This window comes from Shewanella sp. DC2-4 (assembly GCF_013248875.1).
In the GTDB taxonomy this organism is placed as follows: domain Bacteria; phylum Pseudomonadota; class Gammaproteobacteria; order Enterobacterales; family Shewanellaceae; genus Shewanella; species Shewanella oncorhynchi.
This window is the reverse complement of the sequence record NZ_JABRVR010000002.1, coordinates 3595418-3609519: the sequence shown is the minus strand read 5'-3', so window position 1 is coordinate 3609519 and position 14102 is coordinate 3595418. Positions and strand designations below refer to the sequence as shown.

General features: G+C 43.1%; 13 protein-coding genes and 1 pseudogene. 13 read left to right on the top strand and 1 reads right to left on the bottom strand.

Annotation, left to right across the window (positions count from 1 at the left end; translation table 11 throughout):
* Positions 1–41 precede the first annotated feature (41 nt).
* From HQQ92_RS16435 to HQQ92_RS16425, 3 genes and pseudogenes are all read left to right on the top strand, one after another.
* The gene (locus HQQ92_RS16435) at positions 42–821 is read left to right on the top strand and encodes a TOBE domain-containing protein (RefSeq protein ID WP_173246843.1); all 780 of its coding nucleotides are present in this window, start codon (positions 42–44) and stop codon (positions 819–821) included.
* A gap of 316 nt (positions 822–1137) precedes the next feature.
* Positions 1138–1359 (top strand): annotated as a pseudogene (locus tag HQQ92_RS16430) (IS4 family transposase); the annotation flags it as partial.
* Between the two features lie 1240 nt (positions 1360–2599).
* On the top strand, positions 2600–3244 hold the full coding sequence (locus HQQ92_RS16425) for a two component system response regulator (RefSeq protein ID WP_131525039.1): 645 nt from the start codon (positions 2600–2602) through the stop codon (positions 3242–3244).
* Positions 3245–3298: 54 nt separating this feature from the next.
* On the opposite strand, the gene HQQ92_RS16420 is transcribed toward HQQ92_RS16425, so the two are convergent.
* On the bottom strand, positions 3299–6073 hold the full coding sequence (locus HQQ92_RS16420) for a two component system sensor kinase (protein WP_173246838.1): 2775 nt from the start codon (positions 6071–6073) through the stop codon (positions 3299–3301).
* A 254-nt stretch (positions 6074–6327) separates the two neighbouring features.
* On the opposite strand from HQQ92_RS16420, the gene HQQ92_RS16415 reads away from it, so the two are divergent.
* The 10 genes from HQQ92_RS16415 (at position 6328) to HQQ92_RS16370 (ending at position 14070) form a co-directional block, all read left to right on the top strand.
* Entirely contained in the window at positions 6328–6717 is a 390-nt protein-coding gene (locus tag HQQ92_RS16415; protein WP_251069031.1) for a hypothetical protein, read from the top strand.
* On the top strand, positions 6714–8189 hold the full coding sequence (locus tag HQQ92_RS16410) for an EscC/YscC/HrcC family type III secretion system outer membrane ring protein (protein WP_131525041.1): 1476 nt from the start codon (positions 6714–6716) through the stop codon (positions 8187–8189). Before HQQ92_RS16415 ends, HQQ92_RS16410 begins: the two co-directional genes overlap by 4 nt.
* Before the next feature lies 1 nt (position 8190).
* Positions 8191–9396, top strand: a complete 1206-nt coding sequence (sctD, locus tag HQQ92_RS16405; RefSeq protein WP_173246832.1) for a type III secretion system inner membrane ring subunit SctD — start codon at positions 8191–8193, stop codon at positions 9394–9396.
* An 8-nt stretch (positions 9397–9404) separates the two neighbouring features.
* The gene (locus tag HQQ92_RS16400) at positions 9405–9596 is read left to right on the top strand and encodes a hypothetical protein (RefSeq protein ID WP_131525043.1); all 192 of its coding nucleotides are present in this window, start codon (positions 9405–9407) and stop codon (positions 9594–9596) included.
* Positions 9597–9700: 104 nt separating this feature from the next.
* The gene (locus HQQ92_RS16395) at positions 9701–10069 is read left to right on the top strand and encodes a hypothetical protein (RefSeq protein WP_173246829.1); all 369 of its coding nucleotides are present in this window, start codon (positions 9701–9703) and stop codon (positions 10067–10069) included.
* A gap of 47 nt (positions 10070–10116) precedes the next feature.
* Complete coding sequence (locus HQQ92_RS16390; RefSeq protein ID WP_006081435.1) at positions 10117–10692, top strand: secretion protein EspA; 576 nt, start codon at positions 10117–10119, stop codon at positions 10690–10692.
* 37 nt (positions 10693–10729) lie between these two features.
* Positions 10730–11530 carry a secretion protein EspA gene (locus tag HQQ92_RS16385; protein WP_168826761.1) on the top strand — a complete coding sequence of 267 codons (801 nt, stop codon included), beginning with the start codon at positions 10730–10732 and terminating at the stop codon, positions 11528–11530.
* A gap of 10 nt (positions 11531–11540) precedes the next feature.
* The gene (locus HQQ92_RS16380; RefSeq protein WP_028759293.1) at positions 11541–12011 is read left to right on the top strand and encodes a SycD/LcrH family type III secretion system chaperone; all 471 of its coding nucleotides are present in this window, start codon (positions 11541–11543) and stop codon (positions 12009–12011) included.
* Complete coding sequence (locus tag HQQ92_RS16375) at positions 12001–13455, top strand: type III secretion system translocon protein (protein ID WP_168826763.1); 1455 nt, start codon at positions 12001–12003, stop codon at positions 13453–13455. The genes HQQ92_RS16380 and HQQ92_RS16375 overlap by 11 nt, the downstream gene beginning before the upstream one ends.
* A gap of 12 nt (positions 13456–13467) precedes the next feature.
* A complete protein-coding gene (locus tag HQQ92_RS16370) occupies positions 13468–14070 on the top strand; it encodes a pathogenicity island effector protein (protein ID WP_028759295.1) in 603 nt (200 codons plus the stop codon).
* Positions 14071–14102 lie beyond the last annotated feature (32 nt).

Below are 14102 nucleotides of genomic sequence, written 5' to 3'. Positions count from 1 at the left end.
GGACAATAGGACTCAAGTCAGACTTGGGTGCTGGATAGACGATGGATTTACATGCATTACTTACGCTTTCCCTCGGGGATAAGCCCTTCGCCAATCCTAGGCGGATAAGCCTGCTTGAGCAGGTTGCCAACACTGGCTCGATCAGCCAAGGCGCCAAGCTTGCGGGGATCAGTTATAAAGCGGCGTGGGACGCGATCAATGAAATGAACACCGCCATGCCCGAACCCGTAGTGTGTAGCGAAAAGGGCGGCAAAGGCGGTGGCGGCGCTAAACTCACCGAATTTGGCGAACGGTTGCTTAAGGTGTATTCCATCACCTCCCAAGTACAAGAAATGGCCTTGGCCGCCTTGCTCGATGAGTCCGTCGATATGCACAGTTTATTGGATGTGATGGCGCATTTCTCCCTCAACACTAGCGCCCGCAATCAGTTAACGGGGCGTATCAATAGCATTGATTCATTTGGATTAAATGACAAAATCAGCGTGACCTTATCGGGCGGACAACAGATTCAGATTTCAGTGACTCATTCGAGCTGCGAGCGCTTGCAGTTAGCCCTGGATAAATCCGTGTTGTTACTGTTTAAAGCCCCCGCAGTACTGGCGACGACTCATGCCTGTGAAGTGGATGGGCAAAATTGCCTAAGCGGTCGTTTGCTGAGCGTGACTGAACTTGGCGATAAGGCCGAATTAGCCATAGATATTGATGGCAAAGACATCATCTATTCAGTGATGCCACTCACCCAAATGCAGAGTTTGGCTGTCGGCGAATCATGTTTCGCCTGTTTTGATGCCACGCAGGTGATCCTCGCCAGCATGAATTAGTCGAATTGAATAATTAATTCGATTAATCATTGGGTTATTCACTGGGGATGGCCAGTAACTTGGCGTTATTGTTGTCGAATGGGATCGTTCGTTTTTGTATTTAAATCAATAGTTGACCCAAAGGGGGAGCAACAGCAATCCTTTCTTGGATCTCCTTTGCCAAACAACGTCCATGTTTAACTGTCAGTTCACCATCTCAGGCTCTCGTTCGTAACACTGCTACACAGCACGGTCGCTTATCTATTCATCAACACTGATAGCTTCACTAACTTAACTCATTTAGGACGGCACATCGATAGCCTTGTTGGTGTAACAGGCATTTTTGTGCGTAGGGTTATACGGAGAAATGCAGTAATTACAGCGGCACTTCCAAGCAAACACGGTGAAGAAACTGAATGTGTTATCGACAGTCAGGATGGGCAAAGAGCTGTTACGGCGACGGCATGACTATTCCATATCAGCAGATGACGCGCTTTGTGCTGCGAAGAAACAGGCCGAACTCTCATTAATTCATGGCTGTTGGGTTATGAATTATTAGGGTATCCTACAGTGCTCTGCTTATATACCCTCTTTCGCGATTAACAGTGTATTAAAATGTAAGCTCTGGCTGTTCGGCTACTACACGTTTTTGCGAAGTTTTATTGATACAGTAGATTGCCTTGCTAAATCTTCAAGTGTTAATCATTGTGCTAGCAATGACTCTTGAGTTTCTTTAATTTTGGCCGTTTCCCCTACATCCTTTAATATTTTTCAGTTACTTAGGGTTTTAGTGTGGTAGCGATTTTTAGTTATAGTATTAGCTTGGAGCATTTTTATCTCCTCAAGTTAAATAATTTGGCATCAAAATATTACCTCAGAAAAAGAGTTATAAAGGTTTAAAGTTAAAGGTGAAAGCGTATCTATGATGAGTGTCATGATTCTATAAATACATCACTAAAACACTTTTCCTAAAACAGTAACTTGCTTTAACTCTTAGATGAGTTGAGTAAAAATTGACCAGCTTGAAAGGTGTTAGAGTAATTAGACTGTACATGATAGATTAAAAAATTAATTTAATAATGGTTAATGGTTAATGGTTAATGGTTAATGGTTAATGGTTAATGGTTAATGGTTAATGGTTAATGTTAATAGGGTTAATAGTTAGCTATTATATAACTCTCTTGGCTTTAATTGTTTATTTTATATCCGGGGTAAATGTTAATAGTCTTATTGTAAATAATTTCTGATTAATGTGAGAGTGAAGAGCTATAAATAATGGGTAAGTCTGAACTTAGATAATTAACTACTAAAATATGCCTAAACGACTGGCCATACATTATAAATTTTATCAAATAGCAACTATTCTTTATTTTGGTTAAATGATTTGTTGTTGAGTAACCCGATATCATTTTTTGCAAAAGCTTCTCTACCAACTATACTAAAGCCCAACCAGTAAAAATGTCGGCCATTACCATCAAGTGTTTTGTATCCGTTAAGGTACACATGTCCATATATAGAATAAGCTATCAATCCTTTAGTAGCATCATTCCTTAAAGTTATGAAGGAAAACTGAGTTACCTGAGAGAGAAAAACTAATCCTGTTGCTATTCAATTTTTATTTTTATACATTAAACTTGCACCATGATTACTATTTTTTGTATAACTATTTTAACTGATTAATTCATTATTTCTTAAATATTTCTTAAATATTAAACGGGTTTTAATGCTGTTAAATCATTTTTTCATCGATGGTTTTAAAAACTTTTTATGATTTTGAGTATTAGAGTCTAGGGACGTATATGGCATTTAGTCATGGAAAAGTGATCAATATTTTAGTGGTCGATGATCATTCGTTGATTTTTGATGGATTACGGGGCTGTTTAGCCCCTTATCCTGAACTTAATCTGATTGGCTCGGTTGAAGATGGGCTTGCGGTATACGAGAAATGCCTCAAACTCAGGCCAGATCTGGTCTTTATGGATCTTAAATTACCCGGAATGGGTGGATTGGACGTGATCCGTCAGCTCAGACAACGTTGGCCAGAGATGATGATTATTATGTTAACGGCGACGATTGAGGAAAAAAGTGCACGGGAAGCGCTTGATGTAGGCGCCAATGGCTATGTATTAAAAAATAGCCCTAAGAGCACACTATTAGCGGCAATTAAGTGTGTGAGTAAGGGTAAAAATTTTATCGATCCTAGTTTAGATGAGCAGCAAATAGCCGCTTTGAGTGGAGTGGTCGATGGGGATATCCCTTTGCTGACCCCCCGCGAGCAACAAGTGCTAAAACTGATCTGTGAGGGGCGCCGCAACCGTGATATTGCTGAAGATTTAGTGATTGGTTTAAAAACGGTAGAGACTCACAGAATGAATTTAATGCGCAAACTTAATGCGCATAATGTCGCCGAGTTAATGCATTGGGTGCAAAGACTCGGATTATAAAGATGGATGTGGCGCAAGCACAGTTTGTGCCGTGCTTGCACTTTTAGTCTAAGATCAACTTTCAGCGTCTAATGCGTGAATTAAATTATCGAGTGCGCTAAATTCTGCTATGCTCAAACATTCTTTCGTTTCGAGTGCTACCTCTAAATCTGCCGCTTCATTTGCAATGTTTTTTTTACCTGCTAAGCCAGCGCTACCTTTGATGGTATGCAGTACATCACTCAATTCTTTCCAAGCTTGATTCTCTATATGTAACTTGGCCTGATGTGCCATATCTGCCAGATGCACGGCGAGTCTATGATTAAGATCTGTATGCGAAAAATCAATCATAGGCGCATCGATTTCATTGTTTATCACGAGCTGCATATCACGATCTAACTGCATATCAGCCGCGGCTTCGAGTGCATGGTTAAGTTGCTTCAATGACACTGGTTTGGTGATATAACTATTCATACCCGCGGATTCTATTGTGTCATGCTCTTTAGGATTGGCGTTGGCAGTGAGTGCAAAAATTGGGCAATCACCATCGAGAATATCTTCACTATTGCGCCATCGTTGCGTTGTTTGATAACCGTCGAGTCCTGGCATGCGAATATCCATAAGGACAAGATCGAAGATATGTCGAGTACCTTTTTCTAACGCGGCTTCACCACTGCTAACGGCAATGACTTGTTGTCCTAATTCAAGCAACATTTTACCTATGATATCGCGATTAGTTTCGACATCGTCGACTAAGAGGATCTTTAATCGCCAAGGGAGAAGTGTTGGGGTATGTTGACGTTGCTTATGTGGCAGGTTGTGGCGAATTTCAAAGAGCCTCTGCCATAAACGAGCCGGCAAGTGAGCCAGTTCAGGAGATGCTAATGCCGGATTATCCCCTTCAATGGGGCAAGCTCCCCAGAGTGTGAGTTGTGGATGTAAGGCTAAAGGAGCGACAATCACCGTATTAGGCAAACATAAGGGCGCAGTTGGATCAACTAAGGGTAAATCGAGAATAAAGGTACTACCTTCGCCCAAAGTGCTAAACATTGTGAGTTTGCCTTTCATTTTGCTGGCGAGTTTCGCTGAGATAGGTAAACCAAGCCCTGTGCCCGATTTATGATGGCAAGTTTGTGCAAAAGGTTCAAAAATACGCTGCTGATCTTGAATAGCAACCCCTCCCCCCGTGTCTTCCACACTAAAATACAGATGCTGCTTAACCACTTCGATACGTAATAAAATCTGGCCAGCTTCGGTAAATTTAGCCGAATTACCGAGCAAGTTAACCAGAATTTGCCTGACTCGCAGAGGATCCAGTAGTGCTTTCTCGGCGACATTAGCATTGACTAAGCATTTTAGGGTGATGGGTTTATTCACGATCCGAGATTGGATGGTGATCATTGCATCATCAGCCAACTTCAAAATGGGGTAAGACTGTAAGTTCATTTCAATTTGGTCGGCTTCTATACGGGAAAAATCCAACAAATTATTGATAATGGCGAGTAAAGAATTGGCACAATTATATGCGGTATCACGCAAATCCATTTGCTTAGGTGTCAGTTGGGTATTACGTAGTAATTCGAGCGACCCAGTAATACCATTCAATGGAGTTCGAATTTCGTGGCTGATAGTTGTTAGATGCTCGGTTTTACGTTCATTGGCCTTTTCTGCTTCTTGCTTAGCCAAGGCTAATTCATTGGTACGAAGGGTGACTTTTTGCTCTAACTCGTCATAGCTTTCTTTTACTGTATCGAGTAGATGATTATAGGCTTTCGCAATTTGTCCCAGCTCGTCATTACGATCCTGTGGTAGTCGGTGTTCGAAGGTCGACTGACTGGCATTATTGATGATATTTACGAAGTTTCTCATAGGTTTGCTAAGGTTAATCTTTAATATATTCAGTAGGATAGTTGCTGTCAAAACTAAGACCAACAGAGCGCATGGCAGTTCTTTAAAAAAAGGTATTAACGCCATATCTTTAAGATAGACATCTGAAATTAACGTGATGTGCTGCCAGCCTGGCCCATGAATATGCTCTTTTATGACATAGTAATCGCCTAATGGGTGTGCGGTGTTCTTAGCATGTGGGTGGTCATGACTAAATTCATCTTTGAGTTTAACGAGTATCGACGGAGTTAAGGTTAAGGTAGATTTAGAAAATAACTCCCCCTTTGGTGTCATGAAAAAGCTGATGTCCCCAGGTCCTAAGGCATTATTTAGTGACATTGCTGACGCTAAATTGATACTAAAACCGACTTGCGGGGCTAGTGGATCCTGTGGGTCACTCGAGTAACTGAAACTTAAGTGGTAGTCCTCAGAATTCTTGTCCTTGAGCGGTGTTCCCCAACGATAACCTGTAGTCGACGCTTGTACTGAGAGCTGTTTTATCTCGCGTAGACGAATTTGAAAATATTCATCATTGGCATCGGATGCTGCATAAATCGTAATACCTTCGTTAGGTTTCAAGATGAAAGTATCTAAATATCTGTGTTGTCCAGCACTGCCAAATGTTTGCGCGACCCACATGGTCAAAGTATCGTCATGGCTTTTCGCTTGGAATGGAAAATAATGAGACACAATTTCCTGGTCATTCACTTTGTCTATTGAAGCGAACTGTTTGAGCTGTTTATCGAGCTGGCGCACATCATAACTGGCATCGGTGAAAAGTGTATTACTCACCTCGGCCCGTAATCCGCTGAGCTCACTAAAGGCAACTAAGGAGCGTTCGAGTGTATGGCTGAACGTGTTGTTATAGGATAGATATTCCATCATCAGCCATAGAGCTACGAGCACTGACATAAAGGAGACAGTGAGCTTAGTAACTAAGGAAAACTTCCATTGGATCTTCATCTATGTTCTCTGCTCATCTTATTTCGGCCTTTGTCAGTTAAAAATACGCTATTCATCTTGTTCTTGCATGAACTTCGAAATCCATTCGAACCATTTTCTCATCTTAACCACATTAACGGCCAGTGCTATCAGGTGAATAACTGAGGCTTGGTATTTTTCATCTACCTACCTTAAGTAGTTAAGGTGTTCACCTGATGGGCGCTAGGCTTAGACACTTACATACTGATCCCATGAAAGTGAAACAGGGTGTGAAAATGCTGACGAGATTGATTGAAAGTGGCTTCTTGGCTAGCCAAAACGTCGAAGGAAACACGACTTGGACCTTAGCCGAAAGACAAGCCCTCGTTCTCGAAACTGACACCTCTGTATCTATTGCAATAGTGCTAGCGATTTCGACCGATATTGCTGTGGATTGGCTAACACAAGCAACGCTCGCATTAGCCGCTAGTGATCACGCCTTAGATTGTGGCCTTCAGCTTAGAGGTGAACTCTGGTTGTTATGGCGTTATTACGATGAAATTCAAGATGATGAAGCTTTATCTCAAGGGATTGTCATGCAACTTGCTATAGCGAGGTTTCTCGAAAAGAGCCTGCTTACACCTGTTGATAGCAATCGAGCTTCACTTATCGGGAGGACAGTATGAAAAAACTACTCAGTCTACTGTTACTTTGTCAGATTGGCCTAGTTCAGGCTGCACCACTGACAAACATTAAATGGCAAGGTGAACCCTTTGTAATGATCAGTAGAGGCACTGCGCTAGCCTCCGTCATCCAAGACTTTGCCAACAATTACGGCGTACCAGTCATTGTCAGTAACAAGGTCAACGACAACTATATCGGCCAAATCCAAGAACAAGATCCTAAATCCGTTATTCAAGATCTGACCCGTCGCTATGGCTTAGTTTGGTACTACAACAACGAAGTCTTATATGTTTACAAAGCCAGTGAAATTAATAGTGAAGTGCTACCGTTAACTAGCTTATCCGCGACTAAGGTCGACCATTACCTGCGCAGTGCAGGAGTGTTAGATAAGGGGGTCTGTAACATTAAATCTATGGCAGGGATCAGTGGCTTACAAGTCACAGGTGTACCCGAATGCATTAACAGTGTCACCAAACTTACGGCACAACTTGATGCCAATGCTAAACAAACCACAGAAAACCAAGAAACGGTTAAAGTCTATCCACTGAAATACGCATCTGCCACAGACTCTATTTATGAATATCGTAGCCAACCTGTGAGTATTCCAGGATTAGTCACGGTGCTAAAAGAAATGGATCAAGGTACACAAGTCGCCAATGCAGTGGCGGGTTCTGTGAGTAATATTAGCGGTCCAGTCTTTGCCGCTGATCCTCGTCAAAACGCCATCATAGTCCGTGGAAGTGCCCGTGATATGGCCACTTATGGCTCTTTGATAAGACAACTCGATACTAAGCCCACCATGATTGAAGTGTCTGTATCGATATTCGATGTGGACGCCTCTGACTTTAAACAGTTGGGCATAGATTGGTCGGCGTCAGCCAAATTAGGGGGTGGTTCAGTCAGTTTCAACAGTGGTGATAGCAGTGACAATTTTTCCACTGTCATAGGCAATACTGGCAACTTCATGATGCGCCTCAATGCACTAGAGAAGAACTCTAAGGCCAAAGTGCTCTCACGTCCCTCTGTGGTTACGTTAAACAATGTGCAAGCAGTACTCGATAAAAACGTGACATTTTACACTAAGTTGGAAGGAGATAAAGTCGCTAAATTAGAGTCAGTGACCACTGGTTCTCTATTACGAGTCACACCAAGATTGATTGATGAAGTAGGTCATCAGGCTGTGATGTTGGATCTCAATATTCAGGATGGTCAACAGAGCCAAGCAGTGAGCCGTAGTGAACCATTACCACAAGTGCAAAACTCCGAGATCTCGACTCAGGCGACGCTGAAATCGGGGGAGAGTCTGTTACTCGGCGGCTTCGTACAAGATAGAGATGAAACGACCCAGAACAAGATCCCGTTACTAGGCGATCTACCATTACTGGGCGGTTTGTTTAGAAGCACAGATCACCATACTCAAAGCGTGATGCGTCTGTTCCTGATCAAAGCGGAACCCGTTAACCAAGGAGATTAATATGTCTTCAGGATACAAGCTCTTATGGTTAAACGGTCCATTGCAAGGACGAGAGCTATCTTTGCCTCTTGGTAACTTAAGCATCGGACCCGATGGTGATGTGTTAGCCACACTTGAACACGTAGAACAAGTGGATTTATTGATCGATGAAGCGGGGGTTCGGCTGCAGTCTTGGGTACCGACTTGGATAGCTGGACAGCCTATAAGCGAAGTCAATATGTTGCCATTGGGGCAAGTTATTGAACTCGCTGGTGTGGGTATCCTCTTAGGCCATTGCACCGATGAATTACAGCAACAGGCAATACCATCACATTTTCAAACAAAGGCAAAGAAGTCGTGGTGGTTACTGGCGACAGTTTCAATGCTCTCTATGGTGCTATTAGCGACAGTGTTATTAGCTCCTGCAAAGATGCCTATCGCCGAGTTGACACAAGCACAATGGTTATCGCAGCAGTTGCAGACCGACGGTTTAAACGGAGTTCAAGCCCATTGGTCAAAAGATGGCGTGGTGACACTGAGCGGCTTTTGCCAAGATTCACAACGTATGGCGCAGTTTCTCGGTGATATCAAAGGACAAGGTATTTTATTTATAGAGCAGACCACTTGTGGCGATCAGTTGATACGTAATGTCAAGGATGTCTTAGTCCAAAATGGATTTGCCAATGCCCTTGTGACCTTAGGTAGTGAGCCCAGCAATGTCATTATCTCAGGCGCCATTCAGTCAGGGGAGCGCTGGGATAAAGCGGTGTCTAGCTTGAATAACCTGCCCGGACTTGTTAATTGGCAAGTTAGCAATCAGGTTGACAGTCAGCTCAAACCGTTAATCTCCGCATTGCGAAACAAAAATTTACTGGTTGGTCTCATGATAGAGCGGATCAATGATGCCATCGTCATGACAGGTAAAGTCAGTGAACAACAACAGCAACAGATTATGACTGTTGCGCAAGGATTAGAACCAACGCATGCCAATGGATTGAAGTTAGTATTTCAAAATATTCCAGTACAAAACGAACTTAATCATTTATTAAATGCTTCTGTGGTGACCTATGGTGGTAATGCACAGTCTCCATTCATAGAGTTATCGAGTGGTGTTCGGTTATCAACGGGTAGCAAATTAGATAATGGTTATGTCGTGGAATATATGAACATTCATGGATTAGATCTCAGTAGAGCCGGTGAGTTAATTCATGTACCACTTATTTTTTAGGAGGCATTATGTCAAGAATTACACAGCTTGAGGATGATATTAAATCACATAATTACAAACAGGAGGCTTACCATAATAGACTAGCCAAAATGCGCAGTAATATCTTATCTGGTAATAGTGGAACAATTCCATTGTTGGATGAAGCTATCAATGCGGCAGAAATAGTTATAGACACACTTTTTTCACGTTATAAAAAATAGCTTTAAATTTTAATTTAGTGGTTTGACCAGTTTTGTTTTATTCCCATCGTTTTTAGGTATCTTCAATACATAATAGTATTAATATATAAGTCAAGGGGTTAGTTATGGATATGTTCAGCGATATAAAATCAGTTATGCAAGATCTTCAGCAACGTAAAGCAGCACTTGGAGAACATATTAAAGAATTTCAAGCGCTACAAGAAGAAATAAATCTTCTAGTTGAACGTTCTGATAGGGATCCTGAAGCATTAGCTAAGCTGATTAAGTTAAAGAATGCATTCCCTAGTGGATTTGAATCACAGCAAAATACTGTTATGAATAAAGTCAGTGAATTGGAACATCATTTCAAAAGTCTCGAAACACAATTTAATTTGTTAGGTAAAATAGAATCTGGCGAGGTTGATAATGATGTTGACTCAACTTCTAAAGAAAAGGTGATTGACAAGGTTAAAAAAGTTAGAAGTTATATGTAAGTTCAATAAAAATCATGCTTAATTTAAATAATCAATGAGGTGTTATTATGGATATTTCAAATGTAGGTAATCAAGGCACTAGCATTATTAACTCTCAACAACCTGAAAGTGTCAAAAATCAAATTGCTTCACGCGGTGATTCAGTACTCTCAGGGGGAATTGCAGTCTTATATATGTTTATGAATCTGCTTTCTGAATTAGCCGATGCCAAATACAGTCAAATGCAGCAAAAAGCTGATGTTTCTCGTCAAGCGCAAGATATGGCAAATCAGGTTGATGAGGTCATTGCAAACGTCTCCAAAGATGGTGATAAAGCCGTAGGTAAACTTCCTGATGATGTCGTGAAATACATGCATGACAATGGTTTCACCATAGATGGTATGACCATCGATAAGTACCTGGCCAAGAATGACCCCGACGGTAAAGGGTTAGATAAAGGTAAGTTACAGGCGGTGAAAGCGGCGTTGGAATCTGTATCTAACCGTGCCTCTGACTTCGTTTCACAATCTCAGCTACAGCTGCAAAAAATTATGCAGACTTACAACGTTACCGTCAGTTTATTAAACAGTATGCAAACCATGCTAGCGGAGATGAACAAGTCGATTGCACAAAACATTCGTTAATTTAGTGCGATATCGTTTTTTGTTGGAGGTCATCATTGTGGAAATTACAAATGTAGCAACTCAAGGTACCAGTATTACCAACAGTCAAGCGTCGGATGAGGTGAAAGCTCAGATAGCGTCTCGCGGAGATTCAGTGCTCTCTGGAGGTATTGCAGTACTGTATATGTTTATGAATTTGTTGTCAGAACTGGCCGATGCTAAGTATGGCCAAATGCAGCAAAAGGCCGATGTGTCGCGCCAAGCTCAAGACATGGCGAATCGCGTCGATGAGGCGATAGCTCAAGTCGCGAAGCAAGGGGATAAAGCCACGGTAAATCTGCCTGCTGATGTCGTTAAGTATATGAGTGACAATGGCTTTGAAGTTGATGGCATGAGTATCTCTGCTTATCTCAGTCACAATGATCCCTCCGCTGTTTATTTGAAAAAGTTACTAGACAAAATTGCCGCAGCTGGACCAGAAGGAATGCAATCGGCGAGTTGGCAAGATGTGATCAGTTATATGGATGAACACGGCATCAAGGTCGATGGTCAGCGTTGTTGTGATTATATCTGGGGTCTTCCCGAAGTCGGACAGCAATCATGGCAAAGCATCAGTAAGGTACATATGCAACAGATTGCCAATGCCCTTGGCGCTGCTGGAGGTCTAGATAAAGGTAAGTTGCAAGCGGTGAAATCGGCTTTGGAATCGGTCTCAAATCGTGCCTCTGACTTTGTCTCCCAGTCACAATTGCAACTGCAGAAAATTATGCAGACCTATAACGTGACCGTCAGTTTACTCAATAGCATGCAGACCATGTTGGCCGAGATGAATAAATCCATCGCCCAAAATGTCCGTTAGGGAGTCAGTTATGAAACAGGAAGAATTTGAAGTAATTGAACACTTTCTGCAACGGGGAGGCTCACTGCGTATGTTGGCTGACGTCGAGCAAAGTGACTTGAATGTGTTGTACCAATACGCGTTGCAGTTAATGGCTTGCCGTGATCAACAGGGGGCGAAGCGGATCTTTTACCTCTTAATGCGCATAGACCAATGGAATTACGACTACTGCTTTTCTCTAGGAATATGCTGCCAGCAGTTACACGAACATGAAGAGGCCATTTTCTGTTTGGGCCGGGCAGGGATGATCAAAGTCGATAATCCGTTACCCGCTTACCATGCTGGTTTGAGTTACTTGGCGTTAGGTAACCATGATTATGCCCAGAGAAGCTTTAACGCCAGTCTACGTTGGTGTGAAGGCCACCCCGAGAGCACAGGGATTGCCGCCAGTGCACAGCGCGGGCTAGCCACACTCGCTAAGGAGAATTCCCATGTCAATTAACAGTGTGACAGAAAGAGGCCCTGAGAATGTGTCGGCCAATTATGCTAGCGCCCAGGCGCATGCTGTTAGCAAAGCAAGTTTGCCCGACTGGTCCATGCCTGTGACGCTCACTCAAACTGAGCATAAAGATCAGCATCAAGGTCCAGTCACAATGAAAGATGCACAAAGGGCATTGCAGCGTATTTTAACGCCCTTTTTTACCCCAGATCCTAAGACGGGCACTGTTGGTGGATTGGGATCATTGAATTCATTAGAAAAAGCGTCCATGGATTCCATGGTCATGATGGCTGCGAATCTCAGTATTTCGACCTTCGCAGACACAGCAAGCTCGGCCATGAAAGCTAGCAAGATAATGACCGATACTCAAGAGTTCCTGCGCGATAAAAAGGTGAAGGAATATCAAGAGCAACTGGCAAAAGCCATCGAGCAAGCTGATAAGGCCCACAAGGGTGGAATTTTCGGAGCCATTTTCGACTGGATTGTCGGAGCGGTTGAGGCCATTTACGGTGTAATTAAGTTGGTCGAAGGCGCCTTACGCTGTGCGGTTGGTGATGTTGCGGGGGGCGCATTAGAAATTGCCGGAGGTGCTGCCTATCTCGCTGCAGGGGTTGCTGGCATGGTTAAAGCCGCGGCAGAAACCGCCATCTTATGTGGGGCAGATAAAGATAAATGCCAGAGCGTAATTGATGTGGCAGGCAAAGTGCAATTAGGTTGCGAAATAGTGGGCATGGCACTGGATATCTTCCAAGCAGGGCGGGCAATTTCAGCGACACGTTCAATTGCCAAAGGTACAGAAACGGCGATGAAGGAAGCGGCTCCTAAACTCGTTGATGGTATTACTAAAGGTTCTACCGAAGCGGTCACTAATGTCGCGAAAGAAGTTGGTAAGCAAGTTGCTGAACAAGTTACTGACCAAGTTATGGCCAACTTAGGCAAGGGTTTAAAAGAAGCCGCTGAACAGGGTGGACGTAAACTTGCCAGCGGTCTGATGGATGCCTTCAGTAAAGAGGCGATTGAGCAACTCGTGACTCGATCTGTCGAAGAAGTCGGCAAACAGGCTATTAAGAAAGGCGTCCAGGTCACTGCCGAGGAAATCACTAAGCAAGTGGTGAAAGAGGTTAGCCATGAAGTGATTAAAACGGCAATCAAGGCATGTACTTTTACGACCTTAGATGTGATCCGTGCGACCGCTGGTGCAGGAAAAGCGATTACCGATGGCAGCATAGCCGTTGAGAAAGCCAAACTGCAAAAGCAAATTGAAGAACTGATTTTAAAACAGAATTTCTTAGAGTTTTGCTACGAGTGGTACGACAAAGCTAAAGAACAGCAAATGAAAACTGTAAAAGATCTGATTGAAAAACAAGGCGACAGCTTAGACGGTGCCAGTAAGGCGATCAGTCAGAGTGGCGCACTACAAGCCCGTATCGCAGGTTCAACAGTATAAGTGAGGTTTACCATGACAGATATCAACATTATTTCGGGCCAAGGCCACACTCCAGCGCCCGTTAACACAGACAAGACTGATCAACTGAATGACAACTGTGCCAGTGACGGTATGGATGCTATCTCGCAAATTAATGATCTTATGCTGAAATTGGCCGAGATGTTTAAAAAATTACGCAACGTATTACAGGACTACAACGTTAAGCAGCAACAACTCGGTTGGGACGTACAAATTGCCTCTATGGACGATAAACGTTCCGCCATTGATAAGGCCTGCGAAGCGAGTATCTGGACTGGTGTATTAGAAATCGCCGGAGGCGTGATAGGTATGGCAGGGGTTGGGTTATCGGGCAAGTTTGGCGATGCTGCGACTCACATGAGTGGGGCGTTTAGCAAAGGGATTGAAGGCACAGGCAAAGTGGTCGGTGCCAATATAAGCAAAGAGGCTGAACTAGAGCGCACTATCGGTGATTTTAAGGCGAGTAACGCCCAGAGCTATATCAAGGGTGTTAATGATCTGAATGATAAAGCAAAGCAAATTTCAGAGCAGATGCGCTCCTTGATCAAAGAGCTCGTCGAATTGCACGGCCGCATTAGCTCGGCAGTACATAACTAGCAGTGCTTCTATTCAACATCATTAAGTGTTAG

What these genes read in the sequence shown, in the direction of transcription:
- HQQ92_RS16415 (WP_251069031.1), top strand. Translation starts at nt 6,328, where the DNA reads ATGCTGACGAGATTGATTGAAAGTGGCTTCTTGGCTAGCCAAAACGTC.
- HQQ92_RS16410 (WP_131525041.1), top strand. Translation starts at nt 6,714, where the DNA reads ATGAAAAAACTACTCAGTCTACTGTTACTTTGTCAGATTGGCCTAGTT.
- sctD (WP_173246832.1), top strand. Translation starts at nt 8,191, where the DNA reads ATGTCTTCAGGATACAAGCTCTTATGGTTAAACGGTCCATTGCAAGGA.
- HQQ92_RS16375 (WP_168826763.1), top strand. Translation starts at nt 12,001, where the DNA reads ATGTCAATTAACAGTGTGACAGAAAGAGGCCCTGAGAATGTGTCGGCC.
- HQQ92_RS16420 (WP_173246838.1), bottom strand. Translation starts at nt 6,073, where the DNA reads ATGAAGATCCAATGGAAGTTTTCCTTAGTTACTAAGCTCACTGTCTCC.
- HQQ92_RS16380 (WP_028759293.1), top strand. Translation starts at nt 11,541, where the DNA reads ATGAAACAGGAAGAATTTGAAGTAATTGAACACTTTCTGCAACGGGGA.
- HQQ92_RS16390 (WP_006081435.1), top strand. Translation starts at nt 10,117, where the DNA reads ATGGATATTTCAAATGTAGGTAATCAAGGCACTAGCATTATTAACTCT.
- HQQ92_RS16435 (WP_173246843.1), top strand. Translation starts at nt 42, where the DNA reads ATGGATTTACATGCATTACTTACGCTTTCCCTCGGGGATAAGCCCTTC.
- HQQ92_RS16370 (WP_028759295.1), top strand. Translation starts at nt 13,468, where the DNA reads ATGACAGATATCAACATTATTTCGGGCCAAGGCCACACTCCAGCGCCC.
- HQQ92_RS16395 (WP_173246829.1), top strand. Translation starts at nt 9,701, where the DNA reads ATGGATATGTTCAGCGATATAAAATCAGTTATGCAAGATCTTCAGCAA.
- HQQ92_RS16400 (WP_131525043.1), top strand. Translation starts at nt 9,405, where the DNA reads ATGTCAAGAATTACACAGCTTGAGGATGATATTAAATCACATAATTAC.
- HQQ92_RS16425 (WP_131525039.1), top strand. Translation starts at nt 2,600, where the DNA reads ATGGCATTTAGTCATGGAAAAGTGATCAATATTTTAGTGGTCGATGAT.